This window comes from Brevundimonas sp. (genome assembly GCF_027484365.1).
In the GTDB taxonomy this organism is placed as follows: Bacteria; Pseudomonadota; Alphaproteobacteria; order Caulobacterales; family Caulobacteraceae; genus Brevundimonas.
The window spans coordinates 72,311-96,004 of record NZ_JAIXTC010000026.1 but is presented as its reverse complement, the minus strand read 5'-3'; the positions used below and the strand labels follow the sequence as shown (position 1 = coordinate 96,004).

Sequence of the window (23,694 nt, the reverse complement as noted above, 5' to 3'; positions counted from 1 at the left end):
GTCCCTGCCAGTAGCCGCGGAGATCGTCTTTGACTTATGCGTCCAGCGCATGAAAACAGGCGGGATGGATCGCCTGTCCGCCCTTCGCCTGTTCGTCCGCGCGGTCGAGACCGGCAGCTTTTCGCGCGCCGGACGCGACGCCGGCCTGTCCCAGCCCGCGACCAGCCGGGCCATCGCCGCGCTGGAAACCGATCTGGGCGCGCGGCTGCTGCTGCGGACTACACGGCGGCTTTCGGTCACCGAGGCGGGCCAGCGAGTCTATGACCAGGCCCAGCGCCTGCTGGCCGAGGATGTCGCCCTGCTGGAGGCGGCGGCCGGCGCCGACCGGGAGCCCGTGGGCCGGTTGCGGGTCTCGACCTCGGTCGTCTTCGCCACAGCGGAGGTCGCCCCGCATGTGTCCGGGTTTCTGGAAGCCTGGCCGCGGGTCCGGCTGGACCTGGCCGCGACTGATGCGCGAATCGACGCCGTGGCCGAAGGCGTGGATCTGATCCTGCGCCTCGGATCCCTGGTCGACAGCGGAATGACGGGGCGAAGGCTGGGATCGTATGAACGGTGGCTGGTGGCCTCGCCGGGCGTGGCGGCGTCGCTCAGGCCCGAGGCGTCCCTGGAGGACCAGCTGGCGGGGCGGGCCATCGTCTTCTCCGGAACCACGGCCGGGTCGCGCTGGACCCTGACGGGGCCCGGAGGCGTGACCGCATTCGAGGTGTCCGGCCCCGTGACATCCGCTGCAGGCGCCGTGGTCCATGAGCTGGCTGTGGCAGGGGCGGGGATCGCCATGATGCCGTCATTCGCCGTCCGGACCGATGTGGTCAACGGACGGCTGGTCCGGGTTGCACCCGGCTGGACCGGTCCGGCGCTGGATCTGACGGCGCTCTGGACCCATCGCGAACTCCCCCGCAAGGCGCGGGTGTTTCTAGACCACCTGGCCCCGCGCCTGACCCTGGATGACCGCTGATGCGTCTTGATGTTCTTCTGGTGGCCAGGGGTCTGGTCGAGAGCCGCGCCCGGGCACGGGCGGCCATCGAGGCGGGGGGCGTCACGATCGACGGGCGGCCGGCGCGCGCCGCCTCACAAAATGTGGCGGAGGATGCCGTCCTGACGCTGGTGGAGGCTCATGGCTTCGTCGGGCGCGCTGCGCTGAAGCTGGATCACGCCCTGGCCCTCTGGCCTGTGACGGTCCAGGGCCGCGTCGTGCTCGATATCGGCGCCTCGACGGGCGGCTTCACCGAGGTCTGTCTGGCGCGTGGCGCGGCCAGGGTCTTCGCGGTCGACGTCGGCCAGGGGCAGTTGCATCCGAAGGTCTCGGTCGATGCCCGCGTCGTGAACCTCGAGAAGACCGATGCGAGGACGCTCGACCGGGCGTTGATCCCGGAAACGCCGGGTCTGGTCGTCTGCGACGCCAGCTTCATCGGTCTGGCCAAGGTCTTGCCTGCCGCGCTGGACCTTGCGGCGGAGGACGCCGACCTTATCGCCCTGGTCAAACCGCAGTTCGAGGGCGATGGACCGAAGGATGTCGGCAAGAAGGGCGTGGTCAAGGATCCCGAGGTTCAGCAGGACGCGGTCCGCCGGGTCTCGGACTGGCTGACGACCGTCGGCTGGCAGGTGCAGGCCACGACCGAAAGCCCCATCACCGGGGGCGACGGCAATATCGAGTTCCTGCTCTGGGCGCGGCGCTAGCCCGTCGCTCAAGCAGCGAGCGACCGCGTCGCGAGCGTTAGCGACCCTTCAGCCAAAGAAAAAGCCGCCGGTGGATGGCTCCACCGGCGGCCCGTCACGACGTCGATCGACAGGGGGGCTGAAAAATACCGACGTCGCGAACCTGGTCGATCAGCGCGGCAGCCAGCCGCGGCGCGGATCGAAATAGTAGTGGCCGTCCGGGCTGACCTCGTAGCCGTTCTCGTAGCGGCGATCGTTCCGACGGTCATCGCGCCGATCGTCGCGGCGGTCATCCCGGCGGTAGTCGTCGCGATAGCCGCGGTCGTCGTACCGGTTCGAGGTGTAGGCACGGTCGTCGTAGCGGTCGTTCGAGCTGTAATAGGTCGGGGCCTGCGAATAGGTCGAGTTCGAACGGCACTGGTCGTTCGAAGCACGGCCGACCTGGGAGCCGACGATGGCGCCGAGCAGGCCGCCGATGATCGAGCCCTCGGTGCGGTTGCCGCGAGCGGCGATCTGCGACCCGGCGACGGCCCCGACGCCTGAGCCGATCAGGGCGCCCGCTCCGGTCCGGCCCTGACCGAGGGTCTGGCAGCGATCCTGATAGCGGTTGTTGGAGCCGTAGGACTGGCTGTAGCCCTGATTGTAGCCATTGCCATAGCCATAGGACTGGGCCGAGGCGGCGGCGGGCACGAGGGTCGCGGCGGCGGCCAGGGCGGCGGCGACAGCGGCGGATTTCACGAAGTCGGTCATGAGAGAGAACCCCTGTTCGGCGCCGGGGTGGTCCGGCGTCTTGTTGGGTTGATCTATGGGCCCGCCAACCTGAACGCGTTTTGAGCGGGCCGTTCATCTTCGTTCAGGTTTCGGATCGGCGTCAGACCTCTTTCGCCGGCGCCTGATCTGATCGGAAAACCGCTCACACTTTTCCGGATCAGGCCCTAGAAGCCGCCGATGACCATGACGCTGAAGATCGCCCATGTGGCCGGGCAGGGAGATGGCGTGGCCCACACGCCCGCCGGACCTGTGTTCGCGCCCCTGACCCTGCCGGGCGAAACCGTGCGGGGCGAGGTCATCGACGGGCGGATGGAAGCGCCGGAGATCCTGGAGGCCAGTCCCGACCGGATTGCGCCGGTGTCGCCCCACTATGGCGATTGCGGGGGCTGTTCGCTGCAGCACTGGGCGAACGGACCCTATCTGGACTGGAAGCGGGAGCTCATGGTGTCGACCCTGGCCCGCGAGCGGATCGAGACCGAGGTCGAGCCGACCGTGGCGGTGCCGCCGGGCACGAGGCGGCGGCTGGCCCTGCATGCGCGCAGGCTGGAAGACGGACGGGTCGTGCTGGGGTTCAAGGCGCGCAAGTCGTGGAGGCTGGTGGAGGTCTCGACCTGTCCGGTGGCGGATCCCCGGCTGGTGGCGGCCTTCCCGGCTCTGGCCAAGGTGGCGGCGGCCTTCCTGGAGCATCCGAAGTCGGCCCCGACCCTGCATGTGACCTGGACGCTGGACGGGCTGGACGTCGATGTGACGGGCGTCGAGCGGAAGTCCGGAGGCCTGTCGGCGGACCGGCAGATGCAGGCGATCCGGGCGGCGCGGGAGGCGGATGTGGCCCGGCTCAGCCTGGCGGGCGAGACCCTGATGATGGCGCGCCAGCCCCGGGTCCAGTTCGGCCCGGCGACCGTGCCCCTGCCGGCCGGGGGCTTCCTGCAGGCCGTGCCGGAGGCCGAGGCGGCCATGGTCCAGCGGGCGGTGGCGGCGGTGAAGGGGGCGAAGAAGGTGGCGGACCTGTTCTGCGGGACCGGGACCTTCACCTTCCCTCTGGCGACCGTGGCCAGCGTGGTGGCCGCGGACGCCTCGGCGGCGGGGATCGCGGCGCTGAAACAGGGGATCGGCTCGGCCAGGGGGATGAAACAGATCACGGCGGAGGCGCGCGACCTGTTCCGGCGGCCTCTGTCCCCCTACGACCTCAAGGGCTGCGAGGCGATCGTGTTCGACCCTCCGCGCGCCGGGGCCATCGATCAGACGGCCCAGATCAAGGACACGAAGGCCTCGGTCGTGGTCGGGGTGTCGTGCAATCCGCAGACATTCGCGCGGGACGCGCGGGTGCTGATCGACGCGGGGTTCCGGCTGGAGACGGTGACGCCCGTGGACCAGTTCCTGTGGTCGGCCCATGTCGAACTGGTGGGCGTGTTCCGGCGCTAGGCTGCCTTGGCGGAGGCGTTGGCCGCGCCGACGAGCGGCTCGAACAGGTATCGGGCCAGATGGCGGGCGACGGGGACGACGACGCCGTCGCCGGTCAGGTGATAGGCGTCGGTATAGCTGCGGGGCAGGAGGTAGCTGTCCGGCAGGCCCATGAGCCGGGCGGTCTCGCGCGCCGAGATCAGGCGGGAGCGGGTGCGGGGGCCGTCGACGACGAGGAGGGTCTGGCGGCTGGAGCCGCCGGACGGGGTGCGCAGACAGCCGGCGACATCGTCGAAACGGACCTCGGCGCGCTGGGTCTTGACCCCTGCGGCGTCGGCCCGCGTGCGGCGGTAGACGCCCCCGACCATGCGGCGCCCGGCCCGCCGGGCGGCCTGAACCTTGGCGAGGTTGACCGGGCTCATCAGCGACAGGAGGCGGTCGGTCTCGGCGGGGGTATGCCAGGCGACGCTGTCGGGCCGGTCCTCGATCAGGTCGGCGAAGGTCGAGATGCGGCGCTCCGGCGCGGGCAGGTTCCACCAGAGGGCGGAGGTGCGCAAATCATCGGGCAGGCGGTCGACGGCGCGGACGACGGCCGGGGTGTGGAAGGGGGCTATGGGCCCGGGCGAGGTCAGGTCGGCGGCGATGGCCGCTCCGGCGTGGACTCCGATGACGAAGAGGCGCGGGCGAGACTGGGGCACGAACAGGTCGGCGTTGATGACCAGGGCGCCGAAGCGGTAGCCGGCCTCGACGAAGGTTCTGGCCATGGCCTCGAAATCGGCGCCGCTGCGCGAGGTCAGGGCGCCGCAGACGTTTTCGACGGCGACGAGGCGGGGGGCGCGGCCGTCTGCGGCCAGGCCGCGGACGAGGTCCCAGAAGGCGTAGAAGGTCCCCGAGCGTTCACCCGCGAGCCCCGCGCCATGCCCGGCGAGAGACAGGTCCTGACAGGGGAAGCTTCCCCAGACGAGGTCGGGCCGGCCGGGGAGGGCGGCCGCTTCGAGGGCGCGGATGTCGCCGACGGTCAGTTCGCCGCCGGTGCCCCAATTGGCCTGATAGGTCAGGCCCTTGCGCGCGTCGAAATCGTTGGCGAACAGGCAGTCCCAGCCGGCGCCGAGGCCCGCCCGGACCATGCCGCCTCCGGCGAAGAACTCATAGAAGCCGGGCATGGGCTCAGGCCTCGGGGTGGGGAGAATCGCACATCGGGTCAGGGTGCCGACGGGGGCGAGTCGCGTCCATCGGTGGATTGCACTCCGGAAGACCGAGTCCAGAGAGTGCAATTCAAGGAAGTTGTTTTATTGCAGAATCTTGTGGCTAAATCTTTACTACACTTGCGAACAAGGTGTGGACTCGCCGGATGCGTATGATCGTTCTTCGTCATCCTCCGGCGTAGCGAAGCGGGGACCGCCTTGCCGGAGGGTGACGAAAATGGAGCCTAACCGAACAGCTCCAGCTGCGCCCGTGCGTCGGCGGGCACCCTGAACTTCGTCACGTCGAGCTCATGTCTGGGCCCGTCGAGGCCGTAGCGTTTCACCGCCGCCTTGAAGCGGGCGGAGATCAGGTCGGCGACGGGGCCGGTGCCCTTCATCCGCTGGGACCAGTCGGCGTCGTAATCCTTGCCGCCGCGAGTCTGCCGGATGAGCGACATGACGCGGGCGGCGCGGTCCGGGCGGGCGTCGGCCAGCCACTCGGCGAAGAGGGTCTTGATCTCGAGCGGCAGCCGCAGCGTCACATACATGGCCGAGGTCGCCCCGGCCTTCGCCGCCGCCTCCAGCACAGATTCGAGCTCGTGGTCGTTGAGGCCGGGGATGACCGGCGCGAAGCCGACTCCGACGGGAACGCCGGCATCCGCCAGCCGCTTCACCGCGTCGAGGCGGCGGGCGGGCGTCGCCGCGCGGGGTTCCATGGTGCGGGCGAGGTCGCGGTCCAGCGTCGTGATCGAGATGAAGGCGCTGGCCAGACCCTCGCGGCCCATCGGGCCCAGAATGTCCACATCGCGGGTGATCAGGTTCGATTTGGTGATGATGGAGAAGGGCTGACTGAACCGTTGCAGGACCTCCAGCAGGCCTCGCGTGATCTTCTGCGTGCGCTCGACCGGCTGATAGGGGTCGGTGTTGCCGCCTATGTGGATGCGCTTGCAGACATATTTCCGGGCCGCGAGTTCCTGTTCCAGGAGACGCGGTCCTTCGGGCTTGAAGAAGAGCCGGCTCTCGAAATCCAGGCCCGGGGATAGGCCCATCCAGGCATGGGATGGACGGGCGTAGCAGTAGATGCAGCCATGTTCGCAGCCTTTGTAGGGGTTGATCGAGCGGTCGAAACCGACATCGGGACTGGTGTTGGCGGTGATGATCGTGCGGGCGTGTTCGGGCGTCAGGGTGGTCCGGAGCGGGGCCGGCACCGCGTCCTCCGCCGTCCAGCCGTCATCGAAATCCTCGTGCACGACGGGTTCGAACCGGCCGGTGGCGTTGGTGCGGGCGCCGCGTCCCTTCTTCGGCTGGAGAGCGGTAGACATGAGGAGAGGCTATGGCGAGAAATAGAACAAATCAAGAACAATTAGCTCTCAGTCCATCGTCTCGCGAACGCATGAATCTGGGTGTGTTTCGAGCGCGGTAGGTGTGGCCAGATCAATCGTAGCGAGCGAAGGGATGCTCGACCGGTATCAATCTGTCGTTTCGCTGTTCATATTCCAGCACGGTCAGATTGGTGTGGACCACGCGCTCGGCATCAGCGTAGCGGACCATGAGCCCGACATAGGCTGCCCATTCGCCATCCCGGACTTTAGCGATCTGGCCTGGGTCGGTCGGCACATTCGTATCTGGTGACGCGTGAAGCGTCCAAAACCCGCCCTGTGGGCTGAGCGTCCAAGCGACTTTGAAGGGCTTGAAAGTCTCCTCGGCAAACGAGAAGACCGGGACCTTGTCTTTTGGTCCCATAGCGACCTTCACCCCCCATTCCCGCATCCAGCCCGGCCCACGCCCGTGGTTGGTGTACTTGAGCGCCAACGGGATGGAATGGCCGTCCGCCAAGCCTCTGAGTGGGCCAAATGTTACCTCATCCAGCAGTAGATGCGGTCGGTCGGCGGAGGCCAACTGCTTTTCAGCGGCGTCGGCGCTTCGTTTGGTATGACCTGCGGCGTCTTTTGCGAACAGCGCCGCAAAGATGGCTGCGATCATGGTCACAGCTCCCACAATCAGCCCAATCGCTGTGAGAATTGCAGTCAGTCTTGTCCAGACAGCCGCTTCGTAAGCGCTATCAGCGGCCTTCCATTGCGCGCACAAGTCGGAGGAACGGTCGTCTTGGCCTCGCTCGCATGCCTTGGCGAGGCGTTCGGCGAGCGGGTCCATTGGAAGGGCGGGTTGTGCGTTTGTTTTGGGCTGATCGGCCTGCGACCCTGGCCGTTCGGCAGCTTTTTCTTGTGGTGCCGACGCTCCTAAAAGCCCCAACGCCAAGGCAGCACCGCAGATGGTCAGTATGATCCGCCCCATGGAGAGACCTAATGGCAGAATCTAGGTCATCGCAATGCTTCTAGATGCCCGGATCGGCGAAGCCTAAGCGTCCGACCGTCGCCGATTTGACTATCCGGGGCTCGCCCTTCGCGCGATAATCACTGCCATCGCAGGGGAACTGTCATGATCACACTCATCGTCATCGGCGTCGTCGTCGTCATCCTGATCTTCGTGGTCATGGGGGCCTACAACCGGCTGGTCGCGCTGGACCAGAAGGCGGACCAGTCGTTCGCCGACATCGACGTGCAGCTGAAGCAGCGTAACGACCTGATCCCCAACCTGGTCGAGACGGTGAAGGGTTACGCCGCCCACGAGCAGGGCACGCTGGACGCCGTGACCCGGGCGCGGGCCGCCGCCGCCGGGGCGACGACCGTCGACGACAAGGTGACCGCCGACAACATGCTGACCGGAGCCCTCGGCAAGCTGTTCGCCGTTGCCGAGGCCTATCCGGACCTGAAGGCCAACACCAACTTCCTCGAGCTGCAGCGCGAGCTGACGGATATCGAGAACAAGCTGGCCGCCGCTCGCCGCTTCTTCAACAATGCCGTGGCCGAGTTCAATGCGGTGCGGGCCCAGTTCCCGACCGTCCTGTTCGCCGGGATGTTCGGGTTCGGAACCGAGAAGCCCTTCTTCCAGGTGGACGCCGCGGATCGCGCCGCGATGACCGCTGCGCCTCCGTCGGTGAAGTTCTAGGTCCACATGGCCGCTGTCGGTCTCCAGACCCACATCTGGGCGAACAACACCCGGTCGACCCTGCTGCTGATCGGGTTTCCCGTCATGCTGGTCGTGGTGCTGTTCGGGCTGGAACTGGTGCTGATGGGGTTCGGCTTCCTGCCCAATTCGGGCGGGGCGCTGGGCGACGACATAAACTATGCCGTGGGCATGCTGGCGGGAACGATCCCGCTGGCGGTCGTGGTCGCCTTGATCTGGTTCGCCATCGCCTGGTTCGGCAACCAGGCGATGATCGACGTCATGACCGGTGCACGGAAGGTCGAGCGGTCGGACGAGCCCGAGCTCTATAATCTGCTGGAGAATCTGGCGATCTCGCGGGGCCTGCGGACGCCGGCGCTGCGGATCATTGAGTCGGACAGTCTGAACGCCTTCGCCTCGGGCATTCGCGAGGGCCACTACAGCGTGACCGTGACCCGGGGGCTGATGGCCGCCCTGACCCGCGACGAGATGGAGGCGGTGCTCGCCCACGAACTGACCCACGTCATCAACAAGGACGTGCGGACCATGGTGATTGCCTCGATCTTCGCGGGGATCATCAGCGTCATCTGCCAGCTGGTGTTCCGGGGGCTGATGTATATGCGCGGGGGCAAGGACAACAAGAACGCCGGGCCGCTGATCCTGATCGGGTTCGCGGTCGCGGCGGTCGGCTATCTGTTCGCCGTCGTCATCCGGCTGATGCTGTCGCGGACGCGGGAGTATGTGGCGGACGCAGGCGCGGTCGAACTGACCAAGAACCCGGACTCGATGATCTCGGCCCTGCGGAAGGTGTCGGGGCGGTCGAAGTTGCAGGCGCCCGACGATGTCCAGGGCATGTTTCTGGACAATGAGCGGGAAGGTTTCACCGACGCCCTGTTCGCCACCCATCCGTCGATCGACAAGCGGATCGCGGCCCTGGTGAAATTCGGCGGCGGACGCGATCCCGGGGCGTGGGACGTGATCGAGGCTCCGGCGGGGACGGCGGTTCCGGTTTCCTGACCCCTCTCCCACCGGGAGAGGGAGAAACTCAGTCGATGCGCGTCCAGCCGAGGGGTTTGAGGACCTCCATCGGCCGGAACCGGGACTTGTAGTCCATTTTGGCCGAACCCTCGACCCAGTAGCCGAGGTAGACGAAGGGCAGGCGCACGGCCTGGGCCTGACGGACGTGGTCAAGGATGGCGAAGACACCGAGCGATCGCCTGACCATCTCCGGGTCGTAGAAGCTGTAGACCATGGACAGGCCGTCGCTCAGCAGATCGGCCAGGGTCACCGCCACCAGATCGCCGGGGCCCTCGTCGGTGGTCGGAAGGCGGTATTCGATCAGATGGGTCCGGACCGCCGTGTCCTCGACCATGGCGATATAGTCGGGCCAGGTCATGTCGGTCATGCCGCCGCCGGGATGGCGGTGGGCGAGGTAGCGCTTGAGCAGGGCAAACTGCTCCTGGGTCGCCTCGGCCTCGACCAGATCGCGCGACAGGTCGTCGTTGCGGGCCAGAACCTTCCTCTGGCCGCGCGAGAAGACGAACTCCGGCGCCGGCAGGCGCACCGAGACGCAGGCGTCGCAGCCTTCACAGGCCGGGCGATAGGCGATGTTCTGGCTGCGGCGGAATCCGGCGTGGGTCAGTTCGTCATTGACGTGGGCGCCGTCGGAGAAGGGCAGGTTGGCGAACACCTTCCGCTCGGTCATGCCCGGCAGGTAGGGGCAGGGCGCGACTGCCGTCATGAAGAAGCGAAGCTGGCGTGTCGGTACGTGCTGCGTCACGTCAGTGCGTCCGCATCCGATTTTCGTCCGGGGTATGTCCGGGCCGTTGCCATCGGACGATCTGGCGTCAATCCGGCCCGGGCCGCAAGTCCGTTCGCGCCGTAACCGAACGGCGCGGGTCTCACAGGCTGGTGTCCGAGGGCAGGACCGGCGCCTCGCGCAGCAGCACGATGGCGATACGGCGGTTACCGGCCAGAGAGGGATCGTCCGGGTACAGAGGATCGGAGCCCGCCTTTCCCGCGACCGAATAGACGCGGTCGGCGTCGACGCCAGCGGCCTGGAGGATGGCGCGCGAGGCGTCGGCGCGGCCGGCCGACAGTGGCCAGTCGCTGGCGACCGAGGCCCGGCCCGAGCCTGCGACCGCGGAGGTGTGTCCGGAGATGGAGATGCGGTTCGGCAGCTGGTTCACCACCCCGGCGATGGCCCGTAACAGGACCTGGGCGCGGGCGTTGGGGCGGGCCGAGTTCTGTTCGAACATCGAGCGACCTTCCTGGTCGACCAGCTGGATGCGCAGACCTTCGGGCGTCTGGTCGATGATCAGCTGTTTCGACAGCTCGGCCAGTTCGGGCATGCGCTGCATGGCCTGGCGCAGGGATTCGGCGGCGGACCGGAATTCTGCGGCCTCGCGGGCGGCGATCTCCTCGCGCAGTTCCTCTTCGGATGCGGCGGCGAGGTTTGAGTTGGTCCCGGCCTCCTCGGGCGCATCGAGCGGCGCCTCCGGGGCCTGCTGCTCCAGGACCGACATCGAGCCGGAACTCTTGGAGCCGTCCTCGCCGAGCGAGGTGCCGCCGAGGATGCCGCCGGATCCGGACGTGGTCTGGCTGACGCTGGCGGGCGCGAAATATTCGGCGATGCCGCGCTTCTGCTCCGGATCGGTCGTGTTGATCAGCCACATCAGCAGGAAGAAGGCCATCATCGCGGTCACGAAGTCGGCGTAGGCCACCTTCCACGCGCCGCCATGGTGGCCGCCGCCGACCACCTTCTTGACCTTCTTGATGATGATCGGACGTTCGGCGGCGTTCATCGACCCGGGGGAGCTGCGAAAACTGAGTCCAACCCTCGACGATCGAGGTTAATGCGACCTTTCAGCCGGCGCTCAGACAGCCAGAAACCCGAGGTGTTCGAGCAGGATGGTGGCGCCGAGGGCGATCAGGGCGAGGCCGCCGACGAATTCCGCGATCTTGCCGAACCGAGACCCGACCGCGCGACCGATCAGCATGCCGAGCGTGGTCAGGGCGAAGGTCGTCAGGCCGACGCTGAGGGCGATGATCCAGATGTTGGCGCCCAGAAAGGCCAGCCCGACCCCGACGGCCGCCGCGTCGATGCTGGTTCCCACGGCGGTGGCGATCAGGGCCCAGGCGCCGGAGCGGGACGGGGCGGCGTCGGGGTGGGCGGGCCTGGCCGCCTCCCAGATCATCTTGCCGCCGACGACGGCCAGAAGGACGAAGGCGATCCAGTGGTCGACCTCCTGAACGAAGCCCGCAGCGAGCAGACCCAGGCCCCAGCCGATCAGGGGGGTTATGGCCTCGATCACGCCGAAGACGGCCCCGGCCCTGACCGCCGAGCGCCAGGATGGACGGTGGGCGGCTCCGCGTCCCACGGCGGCGGCGAAGGCGTCCGTGGACATGCTGAGAGACAGGACGGCGATGGCTCCGGGCGTCATGATCGATCTCGCCGGACAGTCGCTGTGCCCGGCCGGTTCGGGCGGGGGCCGTCCTAGGGGATGGCGGATCAGTTAGCCCAGACTGAACTGACATGACGGTTGTCGCAGGCGCCGTCAGGTCCTAAACCCGCCGCCACGCGGATGTGGCGAAACTGGTAGACGCACCAGATTTAGGTTCTGGCATCGAGAGATGTGGAGGTTCGAGTCCTCTCATCCGCACCAAGATTCTTGTAGAGCGCTATCGCTCGGCTCGCGGAGCCTCGCTGCTTGAGCGCGGGTCTTAAAGGGCGCTAACGCGCGCGACCCGGTCGCGCGCTGCTTGAGCGCGGATCTTTAAGGGCGCTATCGCTCGCCGCGCGGCGGCTCGCTGCCTGAGCGCCGGTCCACAAAGACAAAAGGCCCGGGATCGCTCCCGGGCCTTTCTCGATTCCGCGATGAGGCGGGATCAGTCCTTGGTATTGTCGACGCCCCGGCCCATGGCCTCGGCGGCGGTTTCGAGACCGCTGTCCTCGGTGATGTCGATGCCCTTGGCGAGCTTCGAGTTCCAGAAGCCGTAGATGGCATAGATGACAGCGCCGACTACGGCGTAGATCCCCAGGATGGTGAGCGGCAGCGTATTGCCGTTCATCGCATGTTCGATCATCGGCCAGAAGTTGAAGGCGGCCAGCGACAGACAGGCGAGGATGCCGGCGCTCGCCGTCCAGACGCCGCCCGGAACCTTGAACGGACGCTCCATATCGGGGTGTTTGATGCGCAGGAAGATCACGCTCAGACAGACGATCGAGAAGGCCACGGCCGTGCCCAGCGACACCAGGTCGCCCAGGATGGAGATGGGCAGGAAGGACGCCGCAATCGCGATCAGGATGCCCAGCAGGATGGTGCCGATCCAGGGGGTGCGGAACTTCGGATGGATGACGGAGAAGACCTTCGGCAGCAGGCCGTCGCGCGCCATGGTGTAGAAGATCCGCGTCTGGCCGTAGCACAGCACCAGCATGACCGAGGTCAGGCCGGTGATGGCGCCGATCTTGATCAGGAAGCTGATCAGGTTCAGCTGCCCGCCTGCGGCGGACGCCAGCGGCACATTGGCCCATTCCAGACCCATGCGATCGATGGCGACAGCGACGGGGGCCGGGCTGGCCAGCTCGAGGTAGGGCACCACGCCGGTCATGACGGCCGCGACGGCCATATAGATGAGGGTGCAGACGAACAGGGCGCCCAGGATGCCGACCGGCACGTCCTTGGACGGGTTCTTGGCCTCGGCCGCAGCCGTCGAAACGGCTTCGAACCCGACATAGGCGAAGAAGATGATCGAGGCACCCCGAAGAATGCCGCTCGCGCCGTACTCGCCGAAGTTGCCCGAGGTGTTCTCCGGGATGAAGGGCACCCAGTTGGCCGGGTTGATATAGCCGATACCGACGGCGATGAAGGTCAACAGCACGACGATCTTGATCATCACGATGATGTTGTTGATCTTGGCCGACTCCGAAACGCCCAGAACCAGAAGTCCACAGACGGCGGCGATGCCGATGGCGGCGACCAGGTTGAACGTGCCCGTCAGCGGGAAGGTGCTGCCGGTTTCCGAGACCACGGCCTGGACGAGCGGCGTGGCGAACGAAGGCCCTTCACCCCCGGCATACTGGATCATCGGGAACAGCATTTCCGATAGTCCGAAGTCCTTGAGGATCGAGACGACGTAGCCGGACCAGCCGACCGCCACGGTCGAGGCCGCGACGCCGTATTCCAGAACCAGCAGCCAGCCCATGATCCAGGCGAAGACCTCGCCCAGGGTGCCGTAGGCATAGGTGTAGGCCGAGCCGGAGACCGGCATGGTCGAGGCCAGTTCGGCGTAGCACAGGCCGGCCAGGCCGCAGGCGATGCCCGCAACCACGAAGGACAGCATGATCGCCGGACCGGCGTTGGCCGCAGCCACCTGACCGGTCAGGACGAAGATGCCCGCGCCGATGATGGCGCCGATGCCCAGGCTCATCAGATTCCACGGACCGAGCGTGCGTTTCAGCTCGCTCTTCGCCGCTTCCTTCTGGATCTGAGCTACGGATTTCTTGAGGAACAAGCGGTTCCCCTTGGGCCTAAGGCCATCTGCGGACATACGTCGCGCCCCCTCGATACAAAAACGCGGCGAACCCTCCCCGGGGTCGCCTTCCAGCGCGGGACGCTAGCGACGGATTATCGCAGGCGCAACGCGGTTTCCGATCAGTGAAGGGGCTGCAACGTTTTCGTGACCCCGCACGTGGCGATCCGGACGCACATTCCTTGGTCGCCGGGCAGCGTCGCGCTAGTGCAGCCGGGATGATCCTGCCCATTCACGCCGTACTGGAAGAGCTGAAGGTCGCCATCGCCGCGAATCCGGCGGTCGTCCTCGCCGCCCCTCCGGGCGCCGGCAAGACCACGGTCGTGCCGCTGGCCTTGCTGGACGCGGACTGGCTGGGCGGCCGGAAGATTCTGTTGCTGGAGCCCCGTCGGCTGGCGGCGCGGGCGGCGGCGGAGCGGATGGCGCAGACCCTGGGTGAGAAGGCCGGGGACACCGTCGGCTATCGCACCCGTTTGCAGAGCCGGATCGGACCGCAGACCCGGATCGAGGTGATCACCGAGGGGGTGTTCACGCGGATGATCCTGGACGATCCGGGTCTGGAGGGCGTCGGGGCGGTGCTTTTCGACGAGTTCCATGAGCGGAGCCTCGATTCCGACCTGGGCCTGGCGCTGGCGCGGGACAGTCAGTCGGTGCTGAGGGACGACCTCAGGCTGGTGGTCATGTCGGCGACGCTCGATATCGCGGGCGTATCGAAGCTTCTGGAGGGCGCGCCGGTGATCGAGGCGCAGGGGCGGGCGTTTCCGGTGGAGACGCTCTACCTCGGCCGCAATCCGGTGGAACGGATCGAGGATGCCACGGCGCGGGCCTGTCTGACGGCCCTGGGCGACCAGACGGGGTCGATCCTCGCCTTTCTGCCCGGGCAGGGGGAGATCCATCGGACGTCGCAGAGGATCGGCGAGCGGTTGCGCGATCCGTCGGTGGATGTCGTCGCCCTGTACGGCGCGCTCGACAAGGAGACCCAGGACCGCGCCATCGAACCGTCTCCGCCCGGGCGACGAAAGATCGTGCTGGCGACCTCTGTGGCCGAGACCAGCCTGACCATCCAGGGCGTCCGGGTGGTCGTCGATTGCGGCCTGTCGCGCGTCCCCCGGTTCGAACCGTCGAGTGGGCTGACGCGGCTGGCCACGGTGCGGGTCAGCCGCTCTTCGGCGGAGCAGCGGCGCGGCCGGGCGGGGCGGACCGAGCCGGGGGTCTGCTACCGGCTGTGGGACGAGGAGGCGACGCGGGGTCTGGTTCCGCATCAGAGGCCGGAGATTCTCGAGGCCGACCTGACCGGACTGGCGCTGGATCTGGCGCGCTGGGGCGCGCGGACGACGGAGGGACTGGCTCTGCTCGACGCGCCGCCGGCCGGGGCGCTGGCGGAGGCGCGGGCGGTGCTGACGCGGTTGGGGGCGCTGGATGAGGCGGGCGCGCTCACCGATCACGGGCGGCGGCTGACGCGAATGCCCCTGGCGCCGAGGCTGGCGCATCTGGTCACCGTAGCGGCGGATCGGGGCGATGCGGCGCTGGGCGCGCGGATCGCGGCGGTGTTGAGCGAGCCGGGTCTGGGCGGAAACGAGGTCGATCTGAGAGACCGGCTGCGCGGATTCGATCGGGACCGGTCGGCGCGGGCGCAGGATGCGCGCCGGCTGGTCGAGCGCTGGGCCAGGGCGGCAGGCGGGCGGACCGGCGGTGCCGAGATCGAGCCTGGCGACCTGCTGGCCGAGGCCTTCCCCGAGCGGGTGGCCAGGACCCGGGGCAAGCCGGGCGAGGTTTTGCTGGCGTCCGGGCGCGGGGCGTTTCTCGATGCGACGGACGGTCTTGCCCGGGAGATCTGGCTGGCGGTCGGCGATCTCGGGGGCGGGGAAGTGAGGGACCGCATCCGGCTGGCGGCGCCGCTGGACCCGTCGTCGCTGGAGGCGCGGCTGACGAGCGAGGACCGGCTGGTGCGCGAGCCGTCAGGACGGAGGGTGATGCGGCGGATCCGGCGTGTCGGGGCCATCGTCTTCGACGAGAAGATCATCGGGACGCCGGATCGGGCCGCGATCACAGGGGCGCTCCGGGTCGAGGTCGAGGCGGATGGGTTGTCGAGTTTGAGATGGGGCGAACGGTCGAGCGCCCTGCGGGCGCGGCTGGCCTTCCTCCATGGGCTGGATGCCGACTGGCCGGACGTATCCGATGCGGCCCTGATGACGCGACGCCAAGACTGGCTGTGGCCCCTGCTGGAGGGTGTGGAGGACCTGGCGCAGATCAGGGATGAGGCGCTGGTCCAGGGGCTGGAAGCGTTGGTGCCCTGGGACCGGCGGCGGCAGATGGACGAGCTGGCGCCGGCCCGGTTGACGACGCCGCTGGGGTCGTCGGGCATCGACTACGGCGCCGAGGGCGGGCCGCGCGTGGATATCCGGGTTCAGGAGTTGTTCGGGGTGACGACCCATCCTGCAGTGGGGGCCGGGCGTGTCCCGCTGACCCTGGCCCTGCTGTCGCCGGCGCGGCGGCCGATCCAGATGACAAAGGACCTGCCGGGGTTCTGGCGCGGGTCATGGAAGGATGTGCGCTCGGATATGCGAGGTCGCTATCCGAGGCATCCGTGGCCCGAGAACCCCGCGGAGGCGCCGCCGACCAACAGGGTGAAGCCCAGAGGGACCTGAACCGCTTGACCGGCGCAGGGTGTCCGACGCAACGATGGTCAACGACCCGGGGGAATACCGTTGACCGAACCTGCACTGCTGATCGCGCCCAGCCCGGCCTCGACGCGCCGCGTCCTGTTCGCCAGCCTGATCGGCACGACGATCGAGTTTTTTGACTTCTACATCTACGCCACAGCGGCTGTGCTGGTGTTCCCGGCGCTGTTCTTTCCGGGCACGGACCCGGCGGCGGCCCAGTTGAGTTCGTTCGTGACCTTCGCCATCGCCTTCTTCGCGCGGCCGGTCGGGGCGGTCGTGTTCGGCCATTTCGGCGACCGGGTGGGACGCAAGGCGACCCTTGTCGCGGCCCTGATGACCATGGGGCTGTCCACCATCGCCATCGGCCTGTTGCCGACCCATGCCCAGGCCGGGGTGATCGCGCCGTTGCTGCTGGCTGTGTGCCGCTTCGGGCAGGGGTTCGGACTGGGCGGCGAATGGGGCGGGGCGGTGCTTCTGGCGACCGAGAACGCGCCGCCGGGACGCAAGGCCTGGTTCGGCATGTTCCCGCAAATGGGGGCTCCGATCGGTTTCGTCCTGTCGACCGGATCCTTCATCCTGCTGACGACCTTCATGGCCGAGGCGGACTTCCTGGCCTGGGGCTGGCGGATTCCCTTCGTGGCCAGCGCGGTGCTGGTGTTCGTCGGCCTGTGGGTGCGGTTGAGGATCCACGAGACGCCGGAGTTCCAGAAGGTCGTGGACAGGGCCGAGCGGGTTCGGGCGCCGGTCGTGACCCTGTTTGCCCGTTACAAGGGTGCGCTTCTGCTGGGCGCCGTCGGCGGGATGACGACCTTCGTCATCTTCTATCTGCTGACGGTCTGGGGCCTGTCCTGGGCGACGACGGAGCTGGGGCTGGCGCGGGCCGACATCCTGCCGATCCAGCTCGTGGGCGTGCTGTTCTTCGGGGCCATGATCCCGGTCGCGGCCCTGGCGGCGGACAAGTGGGGACAGCTACGGATCCTGATGATGGCGTCGATCGGCATCGGTCTGTTCGGCTTTCTGATCGGCCCGCTGTTCGGCGCGGGCCTGACCGGGTTGCTGATCTATTTCGCGCTCGGCTTCGCCCTGATGGGTTGCACCTATGGTCCATTGAGCGCGGCCATGGCGCGGCCCTTCCCGGCGGCGGTGCGCTATACGGGGGCGTCGATGGCGTTCAACGTGGCGGGCATCCTCGGCGCGTCTTTGGCGCCCTATGTGGCGACCAGGCTGGGCAAGACCTATGGGCTCGGCGCTGTCGGCCTGTACCTGACCGGGGCGGCGGTGCTGACGACCCTGGCGCTGTGGGCCATGACCCGGCTGAAAAACGAGGAAGGCGAGGGCGCGAACTGACGGCCGTCAGACGTCGTCCGTCAATGCATAGACCATCACGCCGGTGGCGATGGCGAGGTTCAGGCTGTCGGCCCGGCCGCGCATCGGGATCTTGACGTTGACATCGCAGGCGTCTGCCAGCGCATCGGTCAGGCCGGCCTGCTCATTGCCCATGAGGATCAGACTGGGCCTGGCGTAGGCGGCCGAACGATAGTCGACGGTGGCGTCCAGACGTGTGCCGACGACACTGCCGGGCCAGGTCTCGCGCCAGGCCAGGAAGTCGGTCGGGCTCGTCCGGGTGATGGCGACGGCGAAGACCGAGCCCATGGTGGCGCGGACTGCCTCGACCGAGAAGGGATCGACACAGTCGCCGATCAGGATGACGCCGCCGCAGCCGGCCGCGTCCGCGGTGCGGATGATGGTGCCGAGATTGCCGGGATCGCGGACCTGTTCCAGGGCGACCCAGCAGGGCGCGGTCTCCGGCTTCAGGGCGGTCAGGGGCGTATAGGCCTGGTCGAAGACGCCCAGGACGGTCTGGGGGTTCTCGCGACGGCTGATCTTCTCAAGGATCGGGTGGGTGACGACGACGATCTCGCCGCCGGCCCTGAGGGTCTCGGCCCTGGCGCGATCCAGCAGAGGGTGCGGACGCGCCTCCATACCGACGAGCAGGGTCTGCGGCGCGCGGCCCTGGTCCAGGGCCTCGCCGATGAATTTCAGACCCTCGGCCAGGAACAGGCCGGTGGCTTCGCGCTCCTTGCGCATGTGCAGGGCGCGGACGGCCTTGACCGTATCGTTGGTCAGGGAGGTGATGAGGCGGTCTTCGCTCATGATGCGGACCACCGGGCGAAGAAGCTGAGACCGATGGCGCGGGGGTCTGGACCGTCCTCGGACAGGGCCAGTTCGCCCCAGTCGATCCGGCCGCCGCGCCCGCCTGTGGCCTCTTTCATCTGGTGCGCCAGCGACAGGCCCGAGATGCGGGCGGCGTAGGCGTTCAGCAGCAGGAAGTCGGCGTCGTCGGCCAGAAGGGCGGCGCAGTCGGCGAGCAGGCCCGGCATGTCCTCGAACAGGCGCCAGACCTCGCCGGTCGGGCCGCGTCCGTACTTTGGCGGATCGAGAATGATGCCGTGATATTTCGCACCGCGACGGACCTCGCGGGCGACGTATTTCCGGGCGTCATCCACGATCCAGCGGATGGGCCTGTCGGACAGGCCCGAGAGTTCGGCGTTCTCGCGGGCCCAGGCGACGGACTTCTTGGAGGCGTCGACATGGGTGACCTCGGCGCCTGCTGATGCCGCCGCGAGGGAGGCGACGCCGGTGTAGCCGAACAGGTTGAGGATGCGCGGGCGCTGGAGGGTGCGGATCCGGGCGTCCAGCCAGTCCCAGTTGGCGGCCTGCTCCGGGAAGAAGGCGAGGTGGCGGAACGGCGTGAAGCGACCGGTGAAACGCACGTCGCGCCAGCTCAGCGGGAAAGCATCGATCGGGCCGTGGGCGTCGAAACGCCAGCGGCCGGCGTCCTCTTCCTCCTGCTGGGGGTCGAAGACCGCGTTGGCGCGGTCGAAGGCGGCGGGGTCGCGGGGCTTCCAGAAACACTGGGGTTCCGGGCGGACGACCGTGTGCCGGCCGTAGCGTTCCAGTTTCCGGCCGTCGCCGCTGTCGAGCAGGGCGTAGTCTGACCAGCCCCGGGTGACGAGGGTTTCGGGCGCAGGTGACAGGACGGGCGGCATCGGCAAGGCCTCTAGAGCCTGATCTGGAAAAGTGTAAGCGGTTTTCGGGTCGGATCAGGCTCCAGAGTAAGTCTGGATCCCGATTCACGGCATCAGCGGACTCGCGACGCGATCCCTCCTGAGCTGATCAAGGTCCGGCCGTCAGGCGGCCTCGCGTCCTGCGTCGACCTCCGCCATCGCCGCGATCTCGACGGCTGGATCGCGCCGATGGCGCGTCTTGTCCCAGGCGAACGGTTCGGCGACCAGTCGCCAGACGGCGTGGCCGAACGCGAGGGTCAGCAGCGACCAGTAGGCCGGAGCGACGATCATGTCGGCGGCGGTGTAGGGCACGCCCGCCCGTCGCGCGCCGATCTTGCCGTTGAGCCAGGCGGCCGCCAGACCGACGACCAGAACCGCCAAGGCGAACCGTGGCGCTTCCGGCGGCAGGCCTGCCACTATTGCAATGGCGATGGTGGCGATGAGCCAGGCCAGGGAGGGCGCGTGGGCGAGGGCGGCCAGCAGCGACATCCCCAGGGTCATTGTCAGTGAAAGGACGCCGTGCCACCCCAACCCGGCCAGCGAGCGGGAGTGGACGCCCCAGGTCTGCATGAAGCCCTTGAGCCAGCGCGTCCGCTGGGGGAGCCAGTCGATCATGTGGCCGGGCGGCGTTTCGTAGGTGGGGCACCGCAGGGCGCCGAGACGATAGCCCTTGCGCCAGAGGCGGAAGCCCAGGTCCGCGTCCTCCGTGACATTGTGGGCATCCCACCCGCCGACCGCTCGCAGGGCCTCGACGCGGAAATGATTGCTGGTGCCGCCCAGCGGAAACGGCAGTCCGAGCCGCGCCATGGCGGGCAGGGTGACCTCGAACAGGGCAGCGTATTCAACAGCGAACTGTCGATCGAGAAAGCCGCTGCCCGAGCCGGCCGGAGGGCGTATCCGCAGCGGCGCCTGGAGTGTGGCGAGGCGCGCGGCGGGATCGGCGGCGAACCGGGCGGCGGCCTCGCGCAACTGGAGCGGGTCGGGATCGTCCTCGGCGTCATAGACGGTGAGAAGGGCGCCGGAGGCGACCGCGAGGCCTGCGTTGAGGGCGGCCGGTTTCGTTCTCGGGCCGCCCGGCGGAACGATGAGCACCTTGAGCCAGGCGGGGATGGCGCATTCAGCGGCCGCCTCGAGGGTGGGATGATCGTGCGCCTCCAGAAGCAGGAAGCCTTCGAGCCGGTTGCGGGGGTAGTCGATCGCGTCAAGGCGATCGATGAGCTGTGGCAGGATCTCGGCCTCGTCGAGCAGCGCGGCGAGGATGGTGTACCGTGGGAGGCGGCGCGCCGGTTCCGGGTCGGGGTCGAGGCGGAGGCTGACGAGGATCAGCAGGACACGCCAGGCGGCTGCCGAGAGGAATGTGATCTGCGCCAGCAGAATCAGAACCATGCCGGTGGCGGGGGCGTTCGCGACAAATCCCCATCCAAGACCGCCGCCGACCGTCGCGACAACGATCCACTGACCAAGGCCTAACGACCGCATATCCGCATGATAGGGATACCCGCTCGTCGAAGCATGTATGCCACTTCCGATGCGCGTCATGGTTAACGAACTATCCCAAGGTTGTGCTTGGGGCAAGGCGTTGGCGCCGTCACGGCAATGGGGCTATGCAGGGGCGAGGCGGGCCCCGTTGGCGCGTCGGTCCTCCTTCAGGGAGATCAGCGTGTCGGCTGAAACCGTGATGTCCTCAACAGCTCGATCCCGCTCGACCCGCAAGCCGAAGGGCGAGGGCTACGCCCGCCGTGCCGAGATTCTCGCCGCCGCAGAGCGCATCTTTGTGGAGGTCGGATACGAGGGCGCGACGATCCGCCGGATCGCGGACGAGGTCGGCCTGTCATCGACGGCGCTCTACATGCATTTTTCCGAAAAGAGCGAGATCCTGCACGAGATCTGCCGGCTGGCCTTCTCACGGCTTCAGGCGGCGAACGTGGCGGTCGCCGCCGAGGGCGGGTCGCCGGACGTCATCCTGCGCAGATTGATGGAGGCCTATGTCGATTTCGGCTTCGAGAACCCCAACGCCTATCGCCTGACCTATCTGACCCGCCCGATCGAGGCGCGGGACGGTGCGCAGAGCGCGGCCCAGATGCTGGGCGGCGACCTGTTCCGGGGGTTCGAAGCCCTCGTCGAGGAGGCGGGCGCGGCGGGCCATCTTCGAGGTGACGCCCGCGCCACGGCCCAGGCGCTGTGGGCCGGAGCGCACGGCGTCGTCTCGCTGATGATCACCAAACCCTATTTCGACTGGGTCGATCGCAACCTGCTGACCCGAACCATGCTCGACGCCCTGTTCGCGGGGCTGTTCAAGCCCTGACCCTCAGGGCTGATAGGGCTGGGGGCCTCCGGCGCCGAGCGCGATGTCTGCCGAGGTCGTGAGCGGGGCCGAGCCGCCGTTCAGGCGCGCCTTGTAGACCGCCATGTTCTCCATCACCCGCATCATATAGTTGCGCGTCTCCGTGAACGGCGCGCACTCGATGAAGTCGACGGGATCGATGCCGCCGCCCGCGACGCCGCCGCGCGGATCCCCGCAGCGTGCCACCCACTGGGGACCCCGCGCCGGGCCGGCGTTGTAGCCGACGGTGGTCAGCAGCATGGAGCCGCGGAACTGGCTCATCAACTCGCCGAGATGATAGCTGCCCAGGGTCATGTTGTAGTCCGGATCCCACAGCCGCTCGGCCGAGTAGCTCATCCCCAGACGACGCGCGACGCCCGAGGCCGTGGAGGGCAGGAACTGCATCATGCCGCGCGCATCGGCGCCGGAGCGGGCGCGGGGGTCGAAGCTGGATTCCTGACGCGTGATTGCCAGGGTGAAGGGCAGGGGGGCGGCGCCGGCGATTTCCGGCGGAATGCGGATCGGGTACTGGCGCTCGGGCAGAAGGAAACCGCGCTGGCTGGCGGCGCGACCGACCATCATGGCTGCGAAGCCGTCGCCATAGCCGCGCGTCATGTCCATCAGCAGCGCCAGATCGTTGATGCCCGGCAGGGTGTCGTCGAGGTGGTAGGCGAAGACGCGATACAGGCTCATCTCGCCGGTCTCGCCGAGGATGCGCGCAGCGCGGACGACCTCGTTGGCCTCGAAGGCGCTGACGTCGTTCGGGGTCGGGACCGGCTCGCCGGGCAGGGTCAGGGTGGTGATCCCGGCCTTCTCTGCCGCGAGCTGGCCGTAGAAGGTCTGGATGTGACGCGCGCCGCCCTGGTAGAAACCTTGAGCGCGGGCCTGGTCCCCCTGGGCCTCGGCCGCGCGGCCCAGCCAGTAGAGGGCGCGTCCCTGGGTGATCGGGGTCGAGGACGACTGACGCAGGGTCTCGAAATGACCGGCGGCGCGGGCGGGATCGCCGAGCTTGGTCAGGGCGACCCAGCCGGCGAAGAATTCGGCATCGACCTTGCGTTCGCCTGCCGGGAAGCCGTGACCGGCCATGGCGTCATAGGCTGCGCGCCATTCGCGGCGCTCCAGGGCGTCGAGGAAATAGTTGCGGCGCTCGTTCCACAGGGCGGTCTGGCCGTCGGCGTGCAGGGGCGCGGCAGGCAGGGCGGAGAGGAGGGCGAAGCCCTCGGACTGGCGGTTGGCGGCGCGCAGGATGCGGACGCGTTCCAGCACCACCGACGGGTCCATCGCCTGCGACGGCGACAGGTTGGCGACGACGCTGTCAGGGGAATATGCGCTGCGCAGGGTCATGGCCGCCTGGGCGGTGGCGCGGCGCTCCGGCGAGACCAGATTGAGCATGGCGCGCGTCGCCGGGCCGTGCGGGCCGCTGAGCAGCATGTTGATGCGGGCGTCGTGGTCGCTTTGGGTCAGGGCGGAGCCCCAACGGGCCAGAATTCGGCTCTGGGTCGCCTGGTCGAAGGACTGGGTCTGCCACCACTCCTGGATCAGAAGGCGGGCCTCGCCGGATCGGCCGCGTTGATCCAGGGCGTCGGCGAGGGCCATCGCGCCCTGAACCGTGGTCGGGCGGGAGGAGCCGAAGAAGGCCAGGGTCGCATCGGCGTCCATGCCGGCGCGCTCCAGAGCCTGTTCTGCGGCGGCGATGCGAGACTCGGCGCGGGGCCAGGCCCGCATCGACTGAACGTCGTTGGACAGTTCCGTGTAGGACAGCTGGGAAGCGGCCGTATCGACCAGAGCCCATTCGACCAGCTTCCGGGCCGTCGGGTCGCCGATGCGGGACATTGCGGCCTGGGTTCCAGCGATGTCGCGGGCGCGGGCGGCGGCCAGACCCTCACGGAAGGCCGCAGTGTCGGCGTCGCCGAGAATCCGGGCCTGATAGCCGCTCGGGCCCGCCACATAGGGCGTCGGCTGGCGGTTCAGGTCGGCGGTCTGGGGAATCGGCGCGAGAACGGCCAGTACGGCCGCGAGGCTGGTCGCGAGCATGATGTGTCCGATCCCCATTCATCCCGGTTGCGGGTTTGAGCCCGGCAACCTACCCT

The 23,694-nt window shown here is 68.1% G+C and carries 20 protein-coding genes and 1 tRNA gene; 9 read left to right on the top strand and 12 right to left on the bottom strand.

What is annotated here, in order from left to right; genetic code table 11:
- The first annotated feature begins 64 nt into the window (after nt 1–64).
- Both Q0044_RS14415 and Q0044_RS14410 read left to right on the top strand, forming a co-directional pair.
- Nucleotides 65–955: a LysR family transcriptional regulator gene (locus Q0044_RS14415; RefSeq protein WP_298163151.1), complete on the top strand. Its 891-nt coding sequence runs from the start codon at nt 65–67 to the stop codon at nt 953–955.
- Nucleotides 955–1,677, top strand: a complete 723-nt coding sequence (locus Q0044_RS14410) for a TlyA family RNA methyltransferase (protein ID WP_298163150.1) — start codon at nt 955–957, stop codon at nt 1,675–1,677. The genes Q0044_RS14415 and Q0044_RS14410 overlap by 1 nt, the downstream gene beginning before the upstream one ends.
- A 150-nt stretch (nt 1,678–1,827) precedes the next feature.
- Here Q0044_RS14410 and Q0044_RS14405 read toward each other — a convergent pair whose 3' ends face one another.
- Nucleotides 1,828–2,406: a glycine zipper 2TM domain-containing protein gene (locus Q0044_RS14405; RefSeq protein WP_298163149.1), complete on the bottom strand. Its 579-nt coding sequence runs from the start codon at nt 2,404–2,406 to the stop codon at nt 1,828–1,830.
- A gap of 204 nt (nt 2,407–2,610) precedes the next feature.
- Between Q0044_RS14405 and Q0044_RS14400 the strand changes: the two genes are divergently transcribed.
- The gene (locus tag Q0044_RS14400) at nt 2,611–3,849 is read left to right on the top strand and encodes a class I SAM-dependent RNA methyltransferase (RefSeq protein WP_298163217.1); all 1,239 of its coding nucleotides are present in this window, start codon (nt 2,611–2,613) and stop codon (nt 3,847–3,849) included.
- Here the strand turns inward: Q0044_RS14400 and dcm are convergent.
- From dcm to Q0044_RS14385, 3 genes are all read right to left on the bottom strand, one after another.
- On the bottom strand, nt 3,846–4,991 hold the full coding sequence (gene dcm / locus Q0044_RS14395) for a DNA cytosine methyltransferase (protein ID WP_298163148.1): 1,146 nt from the start codon (nt 4,989–4,991) through the stop codon (nt 3,846–3,848). The genes Q0044_RS14400 and dcm overlap by 4 nt on opposite strands.
- A gap of 266 nt (nt 4,992–5,257) precedes the next feature.
- Nucleotides 5,258–6,334 (bottom strand): PA0069 family radical SAM protein, encoded by a 1,077-nt coding sequence (locus tag Q0044_RS14390; RefSeq protein ID WP_298163147.1) that lies wholly within the window; start codon nt 6,332–6,334, stop codon nt 5,258–5,260.
- Between the two features lie 112 nt (nt 6,335–6,446).
- A complete protein-coding gene (locus Q0044_RS14385) occupies nt 6,447–6,995 on the bottom strand; it encodes a hypothetical protein (RefSeq protein ID WP_298163146.1) in 549 nt (182 codons plus the stop codon).
- A 456-nt stretch (nt 6,996–7,451) separates the two neighbouring features.
- Between Q0044_RS14385 and Q0044_RS14380 the strand changes: the two genes are divergently transcribed.
- Both Q0044_RS14380 and Q0044_RS14375 read left to right on the top strand, forming a co-directional pair.
- A complete protein-coding gene (locus tag Q0044_RS14380; protein WP_298163145.1) occupies nt 7,452–8,021 on the top strand; it encodes a LemA family protein in 570 nt (189 codons plus the stop codon).
- Nucleotides 8,022–8,027: 6 nt separating this feature from the next.
- Nucleotides 8,028–9,035: a M48 family metallopeptidase gene (locus Q0044_RS14375; protein ID WP_298163144.1), complete on the top strand. Its 1,008-nt coding sequence runs from the start codon at nt 8,028–8,030 to the stop codon at nt 9,033–9,035.
- A 28-nt stretch (nt 9,036–9,063) separates the two neighbouring features.
- Here Q0044_RS14375 and Q0044_RS14370 read toward each other — a convergent pair whose 3' ends face one another.
- The 3 genes from Q0044_RS14370 to Q0044_RS14360 form a co-directional block, all read right to left on the bottom strand.
- The gene (locus tag Q0044_RS14370) at nt 9,064–9,798 is read right to left on the bottom strand and encodes an arginyltransferase (protein ID WP_298163143.1); all 735 of its coding nucleotides are present in this window, start codon (nt 9,796–9,798) and stop codon (nt 9,064–9,066) included.
- Between the two features lie 121 nt (nt 9,799–9,919).
- Complete coding sequence (locus Q0044_RS14365; RefSeq protein ID WP_298163142.1) at nt 9,920–10,822, bottom strand: flagellar motor protein MotB; 903 nt, start codon at nt 10,820–10,822, stop codon at nt 9,920–9,922.
- Nucleotides 10,823–10,894: 72 nt separating this feature from the next.
- The gene (locus tag Q0044_RS14360; RefSeq protein ID WP_298163141.1) at nt 10,895–11,461 is read right to left on the bottom strand and encodes a manganese efflux pump MntP; all 567 of its coding nucleotides are present in this window, start codon (nt 11,459–11,461) and stop codon (nt 10,895–10,897) included.
- A 137-nt stretch (nt 11,462–11,598) separates the two neighbouring features.
- Between Q0044_RS14360 and Q0044_RS14355 the strand changes: the two genes are divergently transcribed.
- A tRNA-Leu gene (locus Q0044_RS14355) sits at nt 11,599–11,683 on the top strand.
- Between the two features lie 223 nt (nt 11,684–11,906).
- On the opposite strand, the gene Q0044_RS14350 is transcribed toward Q0044_RS14355, so the two are convergent.
- Nucleotides 11,907–13,568 carry an amino acid permease gene (locus tag Q0044_RS14350; protein WP_298163140.1) on the bottom strand — a complete coding sequence of 554 codons (1,662 nt, stop codon included), beginning with the start codon at nt 13,566–13,568 and terminating at the stop codon, nt 11,907–11,909.
- 200 nt (nt 13,569–13,768) lie between these two features.
- On the opposite strand from Q0044_RS14350, the gene hrpB reads away from it, so the two are divergent.
- Nucleotides 13,769–16,198 carry an ATP-dependent helicase HrpB gene (gene hrpB, locus Q0044_RS14345; RefSeq protein WP_298163139.1) on the top strand — a complete coding sequence of 810 codons (2,430 nt, stop codon included), beginning with the start codon at nt 13,769–13,771 and terminating at the stop codon, nt 16,196–16,198.
- 60 nt (nt 16,199–16,258) lie between these two features.
- A complete protein-coding gene (locus Q0044_RS14340) occupies nt 16,259–17,560 on the top strand; it encodes an MFS transporter (protein ID WP_298163138.1) in 1,302 nt (433 codons plus the stop codon).
- Nucleotides 17,561–17,566: 6 nt separating this feature from the next.
- Here the strand turns inward: Q0044_RS14340 and Q0044_RS14335 are convergent, their stop codons facing one another.
- The 3 genes from Q0044_RS14335 to Q0044_RS14325 form a co-directional block, all read right to left on the bottom strand.
- Nucleotides 17,567–18,367: a TrmH family RNA methyltransferase gene (locus Q0044_RS14335; RefSeq protein ID WP_298163137.1), complete on the bottom strand. Its 801-nt coding sequence runs from the start codon at nt 18,365–18,367 to the stop codon at nt 17,567–17,569.
- Complete coding sequence (locus Q0044_RS14330; protein WP_298163136.1) at nt 18,364–19,263, bottom strand: RsmD family RNA methyltransferase; 900 nt, start codon at nt 19,261–19,263, stop codon at nt 18,364–18,366. Before Q0044_RS14330 ends, Q0044_RS14335 begins: the two co-directional genes overlap by 4 nt.
- Nucleotides 19,264–19,404: 141 nt before the next feature.
- A complete protein-coding gene (locus Q0044_RS14325) occupies nt 19,405–20,667 on the bottom strand; it encodes a glycosyltransferase family 2 protein (RefSeq protein WP_298163135.1) in 1,263 nt (420 codons plus the stop codon).
- Nucleotides 20,668–20,941: 274 nt separating this feature from the next.
- On the opposite strand from Q0044_RS14325, the gene Q0044_RS14320 reads away from it, so the two are divergent.
- Nucleotides 20,942–21,586 (top strand): TetR/AcrR family transcriptional regulator, encoded by a 645-nt coding sequence (locus tag Q0044_RS14320; protein ID WP_298163134.1) that lies wholly within the window; start codon nt 20,942–20,944, stop codon nt 21,584–21,586.
- 3 nt (nt 21,587–21,589) lie between these two features.
- Here Q0044_RS14320 and Q0044_RS14315 read toward each other — a convergent pair whose 3' ends face one another.
- Nucleotides 21,590–23,638 carry a lytic transglycosylase domain-containing protein gene (locus Q0044_RS14315; RefSeq protein WP_298163133.1) on the bottom strand — a complete coding sequence of 683 codons (2,049 nt, stop codon included), beginning with the start codon at nt 23,636–23,638 and terminating at the stop codon, nt 21,590–21,592.
- Nucleotides 23,639–23,694: the final 56 nt, after the last annotated feature.